Annotated in this window: 14 protein-coding genes and 2 pseudogenes; 4 read left to right on the top strand and 12 right to left on the bottom strand. The window is 58.8% G+C overall.

Annotated features, from left to right (window positions below):
- Positions 1-5: 5 nt before the first annotated feature.
- The 7 genes from greA to grpE form a co-directional block, all read right to left on the bottom strand.
- The gene (gene greA, locus M1B34_RS15240) at positions 6-482 is read right to left on the bottom strand and encodes a transcription elongation factor GreA (RefSeq protein WP_123337322.1); all 477 of its coding nucleotides are present in this window, start codon (positions 480-482) and stop codon (positions 6-8) included.
- Complete coding sequence (gene carB, locus M1B34_RS15245) at positions 479-3,700, bottom strand: carbamoyl-phosphate synthase large subunit (protein ID WP_123337324.1); 3,222 nt, start codon at positions 3,698-3,700, stop codon at positions 479-481. The genes greA and carB overlap by 4 nt, the downstream gene beginning before the upstream one ends.
- A gap of 104 nt (positions 3,701-3,804) precedes the next feature.
- Positions 3,805-4,941, bottom strand: coding sequence for a glutamine-hydrolyzing carbamoyl-phosphate synthase small subunit (gene carA, locus M1B34_RS15250; RefSeq protein ID WP_123337326.1), 1,137 nt, complete (start codon positions 4,939-4,941; stop codon positions 3,805-3,807).
- Positions 4,942-5,198: 257 nt separating this feature from the next.
- Complete coding sequence (gene dapB, locus M1B34_RS15255) at positions 5,199-6,005, bottom strand: 4-hydroxy-tetrahydrodipicolinate reductase (RefSeq protein WP_268265543.1); 807 nt, start codon at positions 6,003-6,005, stop codon at positions 5,199-5,201.
- A 9-nt stretch (positions 6,006-6,014) separates the two neighbouring features.
- On the bottom strand, positions 6,015-7,139 hold the full coding sequence (gene dnaJ / locus M1B34_RS15260) for a molecular chaperone DnaJ (protein ID WP_123337330.1): 1,125 nt from the start codon (positions 7,137-7,139) through the stop codon (positions 6,015-6,017).
- Between the two features lie 324 nt (positions 7,140-7,463).
- Positions 7,464-9,380 carry a molecular chaperone DnaK gene (gene dnaK / locus M1B34_RS15265; protein ID WP_123337332.1) on the bottom strand — a complete coding sequence of 639 codons (1,917 nt, stop codon included), beginning with the start codon at positions 9,378-9,380 and terminating at the stop codon, positions 7,464-7,466.
- 102 nt (positions 9,381-9,482) lie between these two features.
- A complete protein-coding gene (grpE, locus tag M1B34_RS15270) occupies positions 9,483-10,049 on the bottom strand; it encodes a nucleotide exchange factor GrpE (protein WP_123337334.1) in 567 nt (188 codons plus the stop codon).
- A gap of 251 nt (positions 10,050-10,300) precedes the next feature.
- On the opposite strand from grpE, the pseudogene recN reads away from it, so the two are divergent.
- Positions 10,301-11,973 (top strand): annotated as a pseudogene (recN, locus tag M1B34_RS15275) (DNA repair protein RecN).
- A gap of 90 nt (positions 11,974-12,063) precedes the next feature.
- On the opposite strand, the gene fur reads toward recN, so the two are convergent.
- Entirely contained in the window at positions 12,064-12,468 is a 405-nt protein-coding gene (gene fur, locus M1B34_RS15280) for a ferric iron uptake transcriptional regulator (protein WP_123337541.1), read from the bottom strand.
- Positions 12,469-12,566: 98 nt separating this feature from the next.
- Here fur and M1B34_RS15285 point away from each other — a divergent pair, with 98 nt between their 5' ends.
- Complete coding sequence (locus M1B34_RS15285) at positions 12,567-13,094, top strand: outer membrane protein assembly factor BamE (protein ID WP_123337338.1); 528 nt, start codon at positions 12,567-12,569, stop codon at positions 13,092-13,094.
- Positions 13,095-13,156: 62 nt separating this feature from the next.
- Here M1B34_RS15285 and M1B34_RS15290 read toward each other — a convergent pair whose 3' ends face one another.
- The 3 genes and pseudogenes from M1B34_RS15290 to M1B34_RS34085 all read right to left on the bottom strand — a co-directional run.
- Positions 13,157-13,471 carry an RnfH family protein gene (locus tag M1B34_RS15290; protein ID WP_268263219.1) on the bottom strand — a complete coding sequence of 105 codons (315 nt, stop codon included), beginning with the start codon at positions 13,469-13,471 and terminating at the stop codon, positions 13,157-13,159.
- Entirely contained in the window at positions 13,464-13,898 is a 435-nt protein-coding gene (locus M1B34_RS15295) for a type II toxin-antitoxin system RatA family toxin (RefSeq protein ID WP_268265544.1), read from the bottom strand. Before M1B34_RS15295 ends, M1B34_RS15290 begins: the two co-directional genes overlap by 8 nt.
- 7 nt (positions 13,899-13,905) lie before the next feature.
- A pseudogene (locus tag M1B34_RS34085) lies at positions 13,906-14,182 on the bottom strand (sodium-dependent transporter); the annotation flags it as partial.
- Between the two features lie 234 nt (positions 14,183-14,416).
- Between M1B34_RS34085 and smpB the strand changes: the two are divergent.
- Complete coding sequence (smpB, locus tag M1B34_RS15300) at positions 14,417-14,899, top strand: SsrA-binding protein SmpB (RefSeq protein WP_123337344.1); 483 nt, start codon at positions 14,417-14,419, stop codon at positions 14,897-14,899.
- Between the two features lie 75 nt (positions 14,900-14,974).
- On the opposite strand, the gene M1B34_RS15305 is transcribed toward smpB, so the two are convergent.
- The gene (locus M1B34_RS15305) at positions 14,975-15,742 is read right to left on the bottom strand and encodes a GntR family transcriptional regulator (RefSeq protein WP_123337346.1); all 768 of its coding nucleotides are present in this window, start codon (positions 15,740-15,742) and stop codon (positions 14,975-14,977) included.
- Positions 15,743-16,005: 263 nt separating this feature from the next.
- Here M1B34_RS15305 and M1B34_RS15310 point away from each other — a divergent pair, with 263 nt between their 5' ends.
- A complete protein-coding gene (locus M1B34_RS15310) occupies positions 16,006-17,700 on the top strand; it encodes a lactate permease LctP family transporter (protein ID WP_123337348.1) in 1,695 nt (564 codons plus the stop codon).
- Positions 17,701-17,793 lie beyond the last annotated feature (93 nt).

A 17,793-nucleotide genomic window follows, 5' to 3' on the forward strand; every position in this document is an offset into this window, starting at 1 on the left:
TTCTTTCAGATGTGACGGACTTCGACAATCTCGTACTCGATAACGCCACCAGGCGTTTTGACGGACACCACGTCACCCTCTTCCTTGGCAATCAAGGCGCGAGCGATCGGCGAGCCGACGGAGATCTTGCCGAGCTTGATGTCCGCCTCGTCCTCACCAACGATCTGGTAAGTCACGCTTTCATCGGTTTCGACGTTGGCAATCTCGACAGTGGTGCCGAAGATCACTTTGCCAGTGTGCGGAATGCTCGTGACATCAATGACCACCGCATTTTGCATGCGCCCTTCGATATCACGGATCCGTGCTTCAACCATGCCCTGCTGTTCGCGGGCAGCATGGTATTCAGCGTTTTCTTTCAAGTCACCCAACTCGCGGGCCGTACCGATGTCCTGGCTAAGCTTCGGACGCACGACCTTGGTCAGGTGAGCATGCTCTTCTTCCAGGGCGCGCGCGCCCTGGACGGTCATTGGGTATTTGGTCATGCCTTCAATCCTGCGTGTAGATCCTGCAAGCGGCGCACGGTTTTTTCAGGACCGAACTTAAGCGCTTCACAGATAGCTTCGCCAGCAGCAATGGTCGTGGTGCAGTAGATCTTGTGCTGCAAGGCGTTACGACGAATGGAATAGGAGTCAGCAATCGACTGACGACCTTCAGTAGTGTTGATGATCAGGGTGACTTCGTCATTCTTGATCATGTCGACCACGTGCGGACGCCCTTCAGTCACCTTGTTCACACGGCGTACTTTCAGGCCTGCGGCTTCGATCAGCTTGGCAGTGCCCGCGGTGGCGACCACTTCGAAGCCCAAGTTGATCAGATCACGGGCCACGCCTGCAACCAGCGGCTTGTCATCGTCACGCACGCTGATAAAGGCGGTACCGCCGGTCGGCAGCACTTCGCTGGCGCCCATTTGAGCCTTGGCAAAAGCCTCACCAAAGGTATCGCCCACACCCATGACTTCACCGGTGGACTTCATCTCTGGGCCGAGGATCGGGTCCACACCCGGGAATTTGGCGAATGGGAACACCGCCTCTTTCACGCTGTAGAAGTTCGGAATGATTTCCTTGGTGAAACCCAGCTCTTTCAGGGTTTTACCGGCCATGACGCGAGCCGCGATCATCGCCAGGGAAACACCGATGCACTTGGACACGAACGGCACGGTACGGGAAGCGCGCGGGTTGACTTCGATGACGTAGATGTCTTCGCCTTGCAGCGCCAACTGTACGTTCATCAGGCCGACCACACCCAGCTCCAGGGCCATTTTCTTGACCTGCTCGCGCATCTCGTCCTGGATGTGCGCTGGCAGCGAGTAAGGCGGCAGCGAGCAAGCGGAGTCACCGGAGTGCACGCCGGCCTGCTCAATGTGCTGCATGATTGCGCCGATGACCACGTCGGTACCGTCGCAGACCGCATCCACGTCCATTTCAATGGCGCAGTTGAGGAAATGGTCCAGCAGCACCGGGCTGTCGTTGGACACTTGCACGGCTTCACGCAAGTAGCGCTTGAGCTCTTCTTCTTCGTAGACGATTTCCATCGCCCGACCGCCCAACACATAGGAAGGACGCACCACCAGCGGGTAACCGATCTTGGCGGCGGCACGAATCGCTTCGTCTTCGCTGCGCACGGTGGCGTTTGGCGGCTGACGCAGGTTCAGGCGCTCAACCATTTGCTGGAAGCGCTCACGGTCTTCTGCACGGTCGATAGCGTCTGGGCTGGTGCCGATGATTGGCACGCCGGCCGCTTCCAGGGCACGAGCCAGTTTCAGAGGCGTCTGGCCGCCGTACTGGACGATCACGCCTTTTGGCTTCTCGACACGAACGATTTCCAGCACGTCTTCCAGGGTCACTGGTTCGAAGTACAGGCGGTCGGAGGTGTCGTAGTCGGTGGAGACGGTTTCAGGGTTGCAGTTGACCATGATGGTCTCGTAACCATCATCACGCAGTGCCAGCGCCGCGTGCACACAGCAGTAGTCGAACTCGATGCCTTGGCCGATACGGTTAGGACCGCCGCCCAGGATCATGATCTTGTCGCGAGTCGACGGTGCTGCTTCGCACTCTTCTTCGTACGTGGAGTACAGGTACGCAGTGTCGGTGGCGAACTCGGCAGCGCAGGTGTCGACGCGCTTGTAGACCGGGAACACTTCGAGCTTGTGACGATGGGTACGCAGATTTTTCTCGGTCACACCCAGCAGCTTGGCCAGGCGCTGATCAGAGAAGCCTTTGCGCTTGAGGCGGAACATCAAGTCACGGTCGATCGCCGACAGGCCGAGAGTCTTGACCTTCTCTTCTTCTTTGATCAGGTCTTCGATCTGCACCAGGAACCAAGGGTCGATCATGTTCATGCCGAAGATCTGCTCAACGGTCATGCCGGCACGGAAGGCATCAGCCACGTACCAGATACGCTCGGCGCCCGGCACGGTCAGCTCGCGCTTGAGCACGCTCATGCTTTCCGGGTTGCTCAGGTCCAGCTTCGGATCGAGACCGCAGACACCCACTTCCAGGCCGCGCAGGGCTTTCTGCAGGGACTCCTGGAAAGTCCGGCCAATGGCCATGACTTCACCCACCGACTTCATCTGAGTGGTCAAGCGAGCGTCAGCCTTGGCGAATTTCTCGAAGGCGAAGCGTGGCAGTTTGGTGACAACGTAGTCGATGGACGGCTCGAAGGACGCTGGGGTCTTGCCGCCAGTGATGTCGTTCGACAGCTCATCCAGGGTGTAACCCACAGCCAGTTTGGCGGCGACCTTGGCGATCGGGAAACCGGTGGCTTTCGAGGCCAGTGCCGAGGAACGAGACACCCGTGGGTTCATCTCGATCACAACCATACGACCCGTGTTCGGGCAGATGCCGAACTGCACGTTGGAACCACCGGTCTCAACGCCGATCTCGCGAAGTACCGCCAGGGAGGCGTTACGCAGGATCTGGTATTCCTTGTCAGTCAGGGTCTGTGCCGGAGCCACGGTGATGGAGTCACCGGTGTGCACGCCCATCGGGTCGAAGTTCTCGATGGAGCAGACGATGATGCAGTTGTCCTTTTTGTCGCGGACCACTTCCATCTCGTACTCTTTCCAGCCGATCAGGGATTCGTCGATCAGCAGTTCCTTGGTCGGCGACAGGTCCAGACCACGGGCGCAGATTTCTTCGAACTCTTCACGGTTGTAAGCAATGCCGCCACCCGTGCCGCCCATGGTGAAGGACGGACGGATGATGCACGGGAAGCCAAGCTTCTCGAGAACCGCGTTGGCCTCTTCCATGCTGTGGGCAATGCCGGAACGCGGGCAGGCCAGGCCGATGGACTTCATGGCCTTATCGAAACGCGAGCGGTCTTCGGCTTTATCGATGGTGTCGGCATTGGCGCCGATCATTTCTACGCCGAACTTCTCAAGAACGCCTTCACGCTCCAGATCCAGGGCGCAGTTCAGGGCAGTCTGGCCACCCATGGTCGGCAGCAGCGCATCCGGGCGCTCTTTCTCGATGATCTTGGCAACGGTCTGCCACTTGATCGGCTCGATGTAGGTGGCGTCGGCCATGGCCGGGTCGGTCATGATGGTCGCCGGGTTGGAGTTCACCAGGATGACCCGGTAACCCTCTTCGCGCAGGGCCTTGCAAGCCTGGGCGCCGGAGTAGTCGAATTCGCAGGCCTGGCCGATCACGATCGGGCCAGCGCCGAGAATCAGGATGCTTTTAATGTCTGTACGTTTTGGCATGGGTTGTCACTCAAATCCGCAGGTCAGTCGGCAAGCCGTCTTGATCAAATCTCTGAAGCGCTGAAGGGGCCACCGGTGTCGGGGCCGCCTTCAGGGGCGAGCAATCAGCGTCGCTTGGCCATCTCGTTGATGAAGCGATCGAACAGCGGCGCCACATCGTTCGGGCCCGGGCTGGCTTCAGGGTGACCCTGGAAGCTGAACGCGCTCTTGTCGGTACGCTCGATGCCTTGCAGGGTGCCGTCGAACAGCGATTTGTGAATCGCGCGGACATTGCCTGGCAGCGTGGCTTCATCCACCGCAAAACCGTGGTTCTGGCTGGTGATCATGACCACACCCGTGTCCAGGTCTTGGACTGGGTGGTTGGCACCGTGGTGGCCGTGGCCCATTTTCACGGTCTTGGCACCGGACGCCAGCGCCAGCAATTGGTGACCCAGGCAAATACCAAACACCGGAATCTCGGTTTCCAGCACTTCCTTGATCGCCTTGATCGCGTAGTCACAAGGCTCCGGGTCACCAGGGCCGTTGGACAGGAACACACCATCAGGATTGAGCGCCAAGACATCGCTCGCCGGCGTCTGGGCAGGCACCACGGTGACGCGGCAGCCGCGCTCGACCAGCATGCGCAGGATGTTCAGCTTGACGCCGTAGTCGAACGCAACGACGTGATAAGGCAACTCGGAAGCGTCAATGGTGGCGTGGCTGTCGGTCTTCAGATCCCAGACAGTGGAGCGCCACTCGTAGGATTCCTTGGTACTGACGACTTTCGCCAGGTCCATGCCTTTGAGGCCGGGGAAGCCGCGAGCAGCAGCAATTGCCGCTTCTTCGGAGATGTTATCACCGGCCATGATGCAGCCGTTCTGAGCGCCTTTCTCACGCAGGATGCGTGTCAGGCGACGGGTGTCGATACCGGCGATAGCCACCACATTGTTGGCTTTCAGGTAGTCGGACAGCGACAGGGTGTTGCGCCAGTTGCTAGCAACCAAGGGCAGGTCGCGAATGACCAGGCCGGCCGACCAGACGCGATCGGACTCAGCATCTTCCGGCGTAGTGCCGGTGTTGCCGATGTGCGGGTACGTCAGGGTAACGATTTGTTGGGCGTAGGAAGGATCGGTAAGGATTTCCTGATAGCCGGTCATTGCGGTGTTGAACACCACCTCACCAACGGTTTGACCGTCGGCTCCAATGGCTTCGCCGCGAAAAATGCTGCCATCAGCAAGGGCGAGTATGGCTGGCTTAGTCAAGAAGACCTCCCGTAAATAAAGCCTGAAAGGGCGATCGCAGGTTGCAAAAAAGCGGAATGACGTATAGACACGTCACCCCGCTTCTTCGTCGAATTATCTGCGCGCTTTTAGTGGACACACTAAAGCTGTAGCTTACAGAAAAAGGGTATTTTGGTCCACCGCTAATGAGCCTTAAAGGCAGAGGAATGCGACAGAACATCGCGTAGCGGGATAAAACAGGGCCCGCGCACGCGGTCGAGCCCTGTTATAGATGCATCTCAACGCAGATCAAGCACATCCTGCATGTCATAAAGACCTGCTGCACGCCCATCCAGCCACAAAGCGGCACGGACCGCCCCCCTGGCGAAGGTCATGCGACTGGAGGCCTTGTGAGTGATCTCAAGGCGCTCGCCCTCTGAGGCAAACAGCACCGTGTGATCACCCACCACGTCACCGCCACGCACAGTGGCGAAGCCGATGGTTTCTCGATCGCGCGCACCGGTATGGCCTTCGCGACCATACACTGCCACTTTCTGCAGATCCCGCCCCAGCGCATTGGCAATGACTTCACCCATGCGCAAGGCCGTGCCCGAAGGCGCATCGATCTTATGCCGGTGATGAGCCTCGATAATCTCGACATCCGCATCATCACCCAGCACGCGAGCAGCCATATCCAGCAGCTTCAGCGACAGGTTGACGCCAACGCTAAAGTTGGCGGCGAACACGATTGGAATATCCTTGCCCGCCTCAACCAACAGCTGCTTTTCCTTCGCGCTCAGCCCGGTGGTACCGATCACCATCGCCTTGCCCGCCTTGCGGCAAAACGCCAGGTTCTTCAGCATCACTTCCGGCAGCGTGAAGTCGATCAGGACATCGAACTCATCGGCGACCTTCTCCAGACCATCAGACATCGACACGCCGATGCGCCCCAGGGACGCCAGCTCGCCCGCATCCGCCCCCACCAGCGAGCTGCCAGGCCGCACAATAGCAGCCGTCAGCCCGGAAAGCGGTGAGCGCTGCTGCACAGCCTCGACCAACGTCCTGCCCATGCGCCCGGCAGCCCCCATCACAGCAATACGTCGCATATGCACTCCTTACAGATCGCCGAAGAAGCGCTTCACGCCTTCGAACCAGCCCGTCGTCTTCGGCGAGTGGGTGTTGTCATCCGCCAGGGAGCTGCGGAACTCTTCCAGCAACTCACGCTGACGGCGCCCCAGATTGACCGGAGTTTCCACTGCAACGCGGCACATCAAGTCCCCAGCACCGCCACCCCGAACCGGAGCAACACCCTTGCCACGAACCCGGAATTGCTTGCCGGTTTGAGTGCCCTCAGGAATCTTCAGCTTGACCCGACCATCCAGGGTAGGAATCTCCAGCTCGCCACCCAGCGCCGCATCGACAAAGCTGATCGGCACTTCACAGAACAGATGCTTGCCGTCGCGCTGGAAGATCGAGTGCTCGCGCACATTGATCACCACGTACAGGTCACCCGTCGGCCCGCCCTGCGTGCCCGCCTCACCTTCGCCCGACAGACGAATACGGTCGCCGGTATCGACACCTGCCGGCACTTTCACCGACAGGGTCTTGTACTCTTCGACACGCCCTTCGCCGTGGCACGAATCGCACGGATCGGAAATGATCTTGCCCTGGCCATGGCAGCGCGGGCAGGTCTGCTGCACCGAGAAGAAGCCCTGCTGCATGCGCACCTGACCAATACCACCACAGGTCGGGCAAGTAATCGGCGAGGAACCTTTCTTGGCCCCGGAGCCATCGCACGGCTTGCAGTTGACCAGCGTGGGAACACGGATATTCACGGAGGTGCCGCGCACCGCCTCTTCAAGATCCAGCTCCAAGGTGTAACGCAAGTCGCTGCCGCGCTGCGCACCACCACGGGAACCGCCGCGACCACCGCCAAAGAAATCACTGAAGACATCACCAAAGATGTCGGAGAAGTTCTGACCACCGAAACCAGCACCGCCACCGCCCATGCTTGGGTCAATGCCGGCATGCCCGTATTGGTCGTAAGCCGCACGCTTGCTCGAATCAGACAGTACTTCGTAGGCCTCGTTGGCCTCTTTGAACATCTCTTCCGACGCTTTGTCGTCAGGATTACGGTCCGGGTGGTGCTTCATCGCCAAGCGACGGTAAGCCTTCTTCAGCTCCGCCTCACTGGAGCCACGCTCCACACCCAACACTTCGTAATAGTCACGCTTTGCCATAAGTCTTTGCACTCTTGAGGACGCTCGACAAGCCTCTCCTGAGCCCCATCAAACTCGCTGAGCCCCTATACAGGCCCGGACCCAACTCACGTCAATTCAACGATCCTGGTCTTGGATAGACGGCCAACGCATTGACCGACAACTGCGGTAATAGCAGCCGAAAAGCAGGAGCATTTTCGACCCTACCGCCAGCGCCCGAAACGGGTCGTGCGCCGCTAAAAATTTCACTAACTCCAGACACGCCAACGCGGGAGCAAGCTCCCGCGCGGCGACATCCTACCAGTCACCGCCCGAAGGCGGTCAACCGGCCGACCAACAAGCGAATTACTTGTGGTCTTTGACTTCTTCAAACTCAGCGTCAACCACGTCATCAGCTTTTTCAGCGGACTCAGCGTGCGGTGCAGCGCCTTCAGCAGGCTGAGCCTGTTCGGCGTACATCTTCTGAGCAACTGGAGCCGAGACTTTCGACAGCTCTTCAACCTTGGCTTCGATGGCGGCCTTGTCGTCGCCTTTAACAGCGGCTTCGAGGGCAACCACGGCCGCTTCGATTGCAGTTTTTTCTTCAGCGGTCACTTTGTCGCCCGCATCAGCGATCATTTTGCGAGTCGAGTGAACCAGGGCATCGCCTTGGTTACGCGCGCTGGCCAGCTCTTCGAACTTGCGATCTTCGTCGGCGTTGGTTTCAGCATCGCGAATCATCTGCTGAATTTCTTCCTCGGACAGACCGGAGTTGGCCTTGATCACGATCGACTGAGTCTTGCCAGTGGCCTTGTCTTTGGCGCCTACGTGCAGAATGCCGTTGGCGTCGATGTCGAAGGTCACTTCGATTTGTGGCACACCGCGTGGAGCTGGCGGAATCTCAGCCAGGTCGAACTTGCCCAGGGACTTGTTCTGGCCTGCTTGCTTACGCTCGCCTTGCAGCACGTGAATGGTCACAGCGCCCTGGTTGTCGTCAGCGGTCGAGAACACTTGGGATTTCTTGGTAGGAATCGTGGTGTTTTTCTCGATCAGCGCCGTCATCACGCCGCCCATGGTTTCGATACCCAGGGTCAGCGGGCTGACGTCGAGCAGCAGAACGTCCTTCACGTCACCCGCCAATACCGCGCCCTGGATAGCAGCACCCATGGCAACCGCTTCGTCTGGGTTGACGTCTTTACGGGCTTCTTTACCGAAGAAGTCAGTAACGGCTTTTTGCACCAGCGGCATACGGGTCTGGCCACCGACCAGGATCACGTCGTTGATTGCGCCAACATCGATACCCGAGTCTTTCAAAGCGATGCGGCAAGGCTCGATGGTGCGCTGAACCAGGTCTTCAACCAGTGCTTCCAACTTGGCGCGAGAGATCTTCACGTTCAAGTGCTTAGGACCGGTAGCGTCTGCAGTGATGTACGGCAGGTTAACGTCGGTCTGCAGGCTGGAAGACAGCTCGATCTTGGCTTTTTCAGCCGCTTCTTTCAGACGCTGCATGGCCAGCGGGTCACCCTTGAGGTTCATGCCGCTTTCTTTCTTGAATTCGTCGACGAGGTAGTCGATCAGACGAATGTCGAAGTCCTCACCACCCAGGAAGGTGTCGCCGTTGGTGGCCAACACTTCGAACTGGTGCTCACCGTCGACTTCAGCGATCTCGATCACGGAAACGTCGAAGGTACCGCCACCCAGGTCATAAACGATCACAGTGTGATCGCCCTTGGCCTTGTCCATACCGTAAGCCAGAGCGGCTGCGGTAGGTTCGTTGATGATGCGTTTTACATCCAGGCCAGCAATACGGCCGGCGTCTTTGGTCGCCTGGCGCTGGCTGTCGTTGAAGTACGCCGGAACGGTGATCACCGCTTCGGTCACTGGCTCGCCGAGGTAGTCTTCAGCGGTCTTCTTCATCTTCTTCAAGATTTCAGCCGAGATCTGTGGCGGCGACATTTTCTGGCCGTTCACTTCAACCCAGGCGTCAGCGTTGTCAGCCTTGACGATCTTGTAAGGGACCATCTGGATGTCTTTCTGTACGACTTCTTCTTCGAAGCGACGACCGATCAGACGCTTCACCGCATACAGGGTGTTGTGCGGATTGGTCACAGCCTGACGCTTGGCCGACTGGCCAACCAGGATTTCACCGTCGTTGGCGTAGGCGATGATCGACGGAGTGGTCCGTGCGCCTTCGGCGTTTTCAATAACTTTTACATTGCCGTTTTCAAGAATGGAAACGCACGAGTTGGTGGTCCCCAAGTCGATACCGATAATCTTGCCCATGTTAACTCTCCCGAAACTTTGGATTTGGTTGCCGCAGCAGTGATGGCTAACTGCGGTAGTACTTAAACGCTTGACTTCTAAATGGGGGCTTTACAGCCGTTTTCAAGCCTTCTCGTCAATCGAAGGCGAAATCGGTGCAGGCGCCTTGCTGACCACGACCATGGCCGGGCGCAGCAGGCGTCCATTGAGCTGGTAGCCCTTCTGGAATACTTTCAGAACGCTGTTCGGCTCGACATCGGCGCTCTCTTGCATGGCCATTGCCTGGTGCTGCTCAGCATTGAAAGGCTCGCCGTGCGGATCGATGGCTTCCAACTGATAACGCTTGAGGGTGTCGTGAAACATCTTCAGGGTCAGCTCAATGCCTTCACGCATCGGGCGAATGCTTTCGTCATCCGGGTTGGACAACTCCAGGCCACGCTCAAGGCTGTCGATGACCGGCAGCAGGTCACCAGCAAAACGCTCCAGAGCGAATTTGTGGGCCTTTTCCACGTCTTGCTCGGCGCGACGGCGGACGTTCTGCAGATCAGCCGCAACACGCAAAGCCTGATCCTGGGCGCCTACCAATTGCTCTTCGAGCACTTGTACACGAGCCACCAGGTCTTCACCCGAAGCCTCGGGAGCCTGATTGGCGTCTAGATTTTGCGTATCCAGAGTCTGTTCGTCAGCCATGAAATTCTCCTTTCAATATCGTCCGCGAGCTTGGCTCACGCTTCTGCCCAGCTATATGGGGCCGCTTTTTCAGGGTTCAAGCCCGGCAACGCCACAAAAATCATCGCAGCGCCCGGAACACCCCATCCCCAGACATTCCCAGGCGAGCTAAAAAGCAGCGCCATGCAAGCAAATCGAGCTAAGGGAAAGCATTGTCAGCTCGAAACAAAACACTGTATAAATAACCAGACATCTTGTTTGGGAGCAGCCCTATGCTGGTGCACCTGTCGGTACATAACTACGCCATCGTCGAACACCTGGATCTGGAACTGGATCGAGGGATGAGCGTCATCACAGGCGAAACCGGCGCCGGCAAGTCGATCATGCTCGACGCGCTCGGGCTGACCCTGGGGGACCGCGCAGACAGCGGCGTAGTACGCCCGGCGCAGACAAAGCTGACATCCTGGCCACGTTCGATCTGGACGATATCCCTGAAGCCCGGGCCTGGCTGGCCGAGCGCGACCTGGACAACGAAAGCCCCTGCATACTGCGGCGCGTGATTACCGCAGAAGGCCGTTCCCGCGGCTATATCAACGGCTCGCCCTGCCCCCTTGGCGACCTCAAGGCCCTCGGCGAACTGCTGATTGATATCCACAGCCAGCATGAACACCAATCCCTGCTGAAAACCGATACCCATCGTCGCTTGCTTGATGAGTACGCAGGCGCCACTGACCTGGCGCGCCAAGTGCAATTGGCGGCCCAACGCTGGCGCCAGACTCGCCAGGAACTGGAACGCCTATCCAACTCCGGCGATGAGCAGCGCGCGCGCCACCAATTGCTCAGCTATCAACTGGAAGAACTCGACAACCTTGGCCTGGGCGAAAACGAACTCGACCAGTTGGAACAGGAACACAAGAACCTGACCAATGCCGAGACCTTGCTGGGTATCTGCCGCCAAGTCGTCGAACAGTGCAGCGAAAGCGACTCGGGCAACGTGCTCAATGCCCTGACCGTCAGTCTCAATCGCTTGTCGAGCGCCGGCAACTCATCGGGCGCCCTGGGCGAAGCCACCAATTTATTGGCCAGCGCGCAAATTCAGGTGGAAGAAGCCGTCGGCGAGTTGAACCGGTTTCTCGATCACTTCGACGCCGACCCTGCTCGCCTGCAGCAATTGGAAGAACGCCTGGATGCCATTTATACCTTGGCCCGTAAGCACCGGATCCAGCCCACCGAACTGGCGGCGATGCAACAGACGCTGCTCGATGAAATCGAGACCTTGGACGCCAACGATGAGTCCATCGAACGCCTGGCGGACGAACTGCAATCATTCGCCCGGCATTATCAGGAAAAAGCCCTTGAGCTAAGCCAGCTACGTCAGCAGGCCGCCACCGGCCTGGCGAGCGCCGTCGAACTGGAGATCCAGCGGCTGGGCATGCCGGGCGGGCGCTTCACCATTGAACTGCGGCCCAACACCAGCACCGAATTGCTACCCAACGGCCTGGAAACTGTGGAACTGCTGGTCAGCGCCAACCCCGGCCAACCGCTCAAGGCTTTGGCCAAAGTCGCGTCTGGCGGCGAGCTGTCGCGGATCAGCCTGGCAATTCAAGTCATCACCGCACAAACCTCACGTACACCAACCCTAGTCTTCGACGAAGTGGACGTCGGCATTGGCGGCCCGACAGCCGAGATCGTCGGCCAACTGCTACGCCGCCTAGGCGAGCGGGGCCAGGTACTGACCGTGACGCACTTGCCACAAGTGGCGGCCCAAGGGCACCAGCATCTGTTCGTGCACAAAGTCCGCGGGCACAACGCTACTCATACCGCCGTCTCGAAACTGGGCAAGACCGAACGGGTAGAGGAAGTGGCACGCATGCTGGGCGGGATCGACCTGACCAAGGAGTCCCTGGCCCACGCGAAGAAGATGGTGGTAACGGCCAAGGTCTAGCCATCGAGGTTTAGCCATATATAGAAAGCACGAAGGCGACCCTAGGGTCGCCTTCGATCGTTTCGCGGCGAAAAATACCGCGCGACATGCTTACTTTTTCGTGCGGACGTACAGCACCAAATTGTGATCCACCAATTCGAAACCGTGCTTCTCGACAATGGCCTTTTGAAGCTTTTCGATCTCTTCGTCGAAGAACTCGATCACTTCACCGGACTCCACGTTGACCATATGGTCGTGGTGACCGCCGTCAGCCAGTTCGAACACCGCGTGGCCGCCATCAAAATTATGGCGTACCACAAGCCCGGCCGCTTCGAACTGAGTCAGAACACGGTAAACCGTGGCCAGACCGACATCCTCGCCTGCTTCCATCAGCGCCTTGTAAACATCTTCAGCGCTCATGTGCCGCTGCTCAGTAGAATCGAGCATTTGTAGAATTTTGACTCGTGGCAGAGTCACTTTAAGGCCGGCTTTACGTAGTTCGCTATTTTCAACCATGGTCAGCTTTCTCGCCGATGCTGCTTCGCAGCTTCTCTTAATGCGGGTATGATCGGGGTTTACGTTGTCCCAGCCAAGATAGTGGAAGTCGCCCACCGATGCAAAACACCAAGCTCTTGCTAACCAGTTTCACCTTCGTGGGACTGCTCGCACTCGCCGGTTGTTCATTCCCCGGGGTTTACAAAATCGACATCCAGCAGGGCAATGTCGTCACGCAGGACATGATAGACCAGTTACGCCCGGGAATGACCCGCCGGCAAGTACGGTTTATTATGGGCAACCCTCTGTTGACCGACACGTTCCATGCCGATCGCTGGGATTATCTGTACAGCCTGCAGCCTGGTGGTGGCGAACGCCAACAGGAGCGCGTCAGCGTGATCTTCAATGGCGAGGACCAACTGGTTAGCCTGTCCGGCGACTTCATGCCTGGCGTAAGCCGCGACGAAGCCCTGCTGGGCAAGGACAGCGGCACCACGGTTGCTGAACCTGCGCAAGACAGCGAACAGCCGAAGCCGGAAAAACCAGCCAAACCAGGCTCGCTGCTGGACCAGATCCAGAAAGACGTGGACGGCGTGAAAACCGTACCCGTGCCTATCCCAGAACCTCTGGACACTTCCCCACAATAATGTGTGGCGAAATAAAAAAACCCGGCATGCCGGGTTTTTTATTGCCTGCCATTCCAACCAGGCTATTTATCCTGAGCCCTAGCCAACGCAGCTTTCGCCGCACGCAAGCGCCGAACCTCTTTCGGATCAGCCAGCAACGGACGATAAATCTCAAGTCGGTCCCCCGCCTGCAACACATGGGCCTCCGGAGCGGCGATGGCCTTGGCGAAAATCCCCAGCGGACAAGTCGCCAGATCCAACTCGGGGAACTGCAGCCCAAGCCCAGAGCTGAGTACGACTGAACGTGCCGTCGACCCCACGGGCACAGAAAGCTTGAGCAAGCACTGTCGATCGACCGCGGCATACACCACTTCGATCTCGATCAATGACTCAACCATGCAGTTGCTTGGCCCGCTGACAGAACGCGTCAACCAAGGTGTTGGCGGCCTGATTGAACAGCGGCCCCAACGTCGCACGCACCAGCGGACCGGCGTAGTCAAAGGAAAGGTCCAGGCTGATCTTGCAAGCCTTCTCTCCCAGAGGCTTGAACACCCAGACACCGTGCAATTGATTGAACGGCCCTTCTTCCAGGTTCATTTCGATCGAATGCCCGGGCACCAGGGTATTGCGCGTGACAAAGTGCTGGCTAAGCCCGCCCTTGGCCACCGCCACACTGGCGCGCATGTGCTCCTCACTGTTTTCCAGAACTTCAGCGGCAGAACACCAAGGCAAAAACTCAGGATACCGAGCCACATCATTGACCAGGTCATACAGGGCTTGCGCCGGATACGGCAGAAGGGCCGAGCGTTGAATATGAGTCGTCATGTCAGCTTCATTTCCACAGCTGGGCGGCAAACACTAAAAGAATGCCGATGGGCGCCATACAGCGCATCAAAAACAAGGCCCGGGGAACGTTAACCCAGGACGACAAACGACTCGCTCATCACGAACCGCCGCGCCCCATCACCCAGGCTGCGAATACCACGAAGCACAAACCGCCAAAAGGCAACATGACCCGCGAAGTGAAAAACAGTGGCCGCCAAACCAGGTAGACCAACGACCGAGCCTCACCGGTAGAGAGGCAAAACGCCGCCTTCGTTCAGGAAAAAACCCGGCCTGCCGGCAAAAACCATTGAGCGCTATAGCCATCCGGCGCACTGATCAGCCGGTGATTACTCGCCAGAGCGGTGTACAAACGCCATCCATTGGCAGCCTGCCCTTAGGACTTTGGCGGCGCGCTCAAGCGAAAAAACAGGGCGCATTGTCCGGGATTCAATCAACCTGCTCAAGCACGCTGCATCACCGTAGCCGACGCGCGCGCAACTCCCTATAATGCCGCCCCTATGGCTAAACAGAAGAAACACCCAACAGGGACCATCGCGCAAAATAAAAAGGCGCGACACGATTACTTCATCGAACAACGGTTCGAGGCTGGCATGGTCCTGGCCGGCTGGGAAGTAAAGAGCCTGCGGGCGGGCAAGGCGCAACTGGTGGACAGTTATGTGCTGCTCAAAGATGGCGAGGCCTGGCTGCTCGGTAGCCATTTCACGCCGCTGACCACCGCTAGCACCCACGTCATTGCCGACCCGGTGCGCTCGCGCAAACTACTGCTGAACAAGCGCGAGCTTGAGAAGCTGTATGCCGCCGTGCAGCAAAAAGGTTACGCCTGCGTGTGCACTTCGCTCTATTGGAGCAAGCACCTGATCAAGTGCGAAATCGCACTCGGTAAAGGCAAGAAGGAATACGACAAGCGCCACACTGAGCGCGAACGCGATTCCGACCGTGAGTTGCAACGCGCAGTCCGGACCAAGGGCAAGGAAGACTGATCTTCCTGCCTTAAGGTCTCTATCGCCGGCAAGCCGACTCCTAACCCGTAGGAGCCGGCTTGTCGGCGATTTGCGTTAAATGCCTTTACGCCGTTCGGCCCGGGCCATGCGCTGCACTTCCTGACGCACCTCCTCAAGCACCTCTTGCACATACAGAATGTGTCGGCTGGAGATTTCCCGCGCCTGCTCGGCCCGCCCCTCGATAATCGCCAGGTACAGGTCCCGGTGCTGACTGATCAGCATGTCGCGGGTTTCGGTGCGCTGTTTGTACATGCCGCCAATGTTGGTCACCACATTGCGCTTGAGCAGATCGAACAAGCCACGAATGGTGTGCAGCAACACCGCGTTGTGGCTGGCTTCGGCAATGGCCAGGTGAAACTTGGCATCAGCCGCCCCCTCTTCCGCCCGGCTGATGTCATCGACGCGGGTGTAACAGTCCTGCAGCTCCTCAAATGCCGCAGTGAGCCGCTCACGATCCACCTCAGTCGCCCGCTGGGCCGCGTAATAGGCACACGAGGCTTCCAGGGTATGGCGAAACTCCAACAAGTCGCGCTGAGCTTCCGGGTTGCTTTCCAAAAGCTGCAACAGAGGATCGCTGAAGGTCGAGCCCAATGATTCGACCACGTAGTTACCGCCGCCCTGGCGACTGATCAACAGCCCCTTGGCGGTCAGCTTCTGGATCGCCTCGCGCAATGAGGGGCGGGATACGCCGAACTGCTCGGCCAAGGCACGCTCGGCCGGTAACCGCTCACCCGCCTTCAAGGTGCCCTCGAGGATCATGCCCTCGAGCCGCTCGACAATGTCGTCAGACAAACGGCGCTGACGAATCTGATCAAACCCCATAACTCACTCTCCACCATCCCGACACCTCGCCGGGCTCTCTATTCTGGCCTATTGGCGCCGCGCCAACACCTGGCAGACGCGACTCAATTCAGCCGATCAGTGACCACTGACCCGCAGGTATTCGACAAAAGTTTTAGGGCGGCAAATTGACACACCACACACAAGGCTTTTACCCTAGCCAACAGCGATTGTAAATTGGTCTTACCAATTAACCAAGACCGCTTATCAGTGCCTGACCAACAACAATTAGGGGCCACCCCACTATGCAAACCTGGCAACAGCTCTACAGCCCGCTCGGCAGCCTTGGCCTGTCCGCTCTCGCGGCCGTTATCCCGATCGTTTTCTTCTTCCTGGCCTTGGCCGTGTTCCGCCTCAAAGGGCACGTCGCCGGCAGCATCACCCTGGCACTGTCGATCCTGGTGGCGATCTTTGCTTTCCAGATGCCGGTCGACATGGCGCTCGCCGCCGCCGGCTATGGTTTCGCCTACGGCCTGTGGCCCATCGCCTGGATCATTGTCGCCGCCGTGTTCCTCTACAAACTGACCGTTAAGAGCGGCCAGTTCGAGGTCATCCGCAGCTCGGTGCTGTCAATCACCGACGACCAGCGCCTGCAAGTGCTGCTGATCGGCTTCTGCTTCGGCGCCTTCCTCGAAGGGGCAGCCGGTTTCGGCGCTCCAGTGGCAATCACCGCCGCACTGTTGGTGGGCCTGGGCTTCAACCCGCTGTATGCCGCCGGCCTATGCCTGATCGCCAACACCGCGCCGGTGGCGTTCGGCGCCCTGGGGATTCCGATCATCGTGGCAGGCCAAGTGACCGGAATCGACGCCTTCAAGATCGGCGCCATGACCGGCCGCCAACTGCCGCTGCTGTCGCTGTTCGTGCCGTTCTGGCTGGTGTTCATGATGGATGGCCTGCGCGGCGTCAAAGAGACCTGGCCTGCCGCGCTGGTGGCCGGGCTGAGCTTTGCCATCACCCAGTACTTCACCTCGAACTTCATCGGCCCTGAACTGCCGGACATCACCTCGGCCCTGGCCAGCCTGATTTCCCTGACCCTGTTCCTCAAGGTCTGGCAGCCCAAGCGCACCGCAGGCGCGCAAATCGCCGGTGCCACCTCGGGTACGGCCATCACCGCCAGCGTCGGCGGCTTCGGTCAGCCACGCAGCACCGTGGCCTCGCCCTACAGCCTGGGGCAGATTTTCAAAGCCTGGTCCCCGTTCCTGATCCTCACCGTGCTGGTGACCATCTGGACCCTGAAACCCTTCAAGGCGATGTTTGCCGCCGGCGGCTCCATGTACGGCTGGGTGTTCAACTTTGCCATCCCGCACCTGGACCAGATGGTGGTCAAGGTCGCGCCGATCGTGACCAACCCCACCGCCATCCCGGCAGTGTTCAAACTGGACCCGATCTCCGCGACCGGCACGGCGATTTTCTTCTCCGCACTGATCTCGATGCTGGTGCTGAAGATCAATTTCAAAACTGGTCTGACCACTTTGAAAGAGACCTTCTACGAACTCCGCTGGCCGATCCTCTCCATCGGCATGGTGCTGGCCTTCGCCTTCGTCACCAACTACTCCGGCATGTCCTCGACCATGGCTCTGGTGCTGGCCGGTACCGGCGCGGCGTTCCCGTTCTTCTCGCCGTTTCTCGGCTGGCTGGGGGTGTTCCTCACCGGGTCCGATACCTCGTCCAACGCCCTGTTCAGTTCGTTGCAAGCCACCACCGCGCACCAGATCGGCGTCAATGACACCCTGCTGGTGGCAGCCAACACCAGCGGCGGCGTAACCGGCAAGATGATCTCGCCGCAATCGATCGCCGTGGCCTGCGCCGCCACCGGCCTGGTGGGCAAGGAATCCGACTTGTTCCGCTTCACCCTCAAGCACAGTCTGTTCTTTGCCACTATTGTCGGCCTGATTACCCTGGCCCAGGCTTACTGGTTCACGGGCATGCTGGTCCACTGACAGCCGCCTGGCACACGGAAAAAACCGACGCCGGACCACGCTTCCGGCGTCTGTAATTCACAACCCGGTCTGCAAGGCTGCTGAAAGCTTGAC

The organism is Pseudomonas morbosilactucae, assembly GCF_023241715.1.
Taxonomy (GTDB): Bacteria; Pseudomonadota; Gammaproteobacteria; order Pseudomonadales; family Pseudomonadaceae; genus Aquipseudomonas; species Aquipseudomonas morbosilactucae.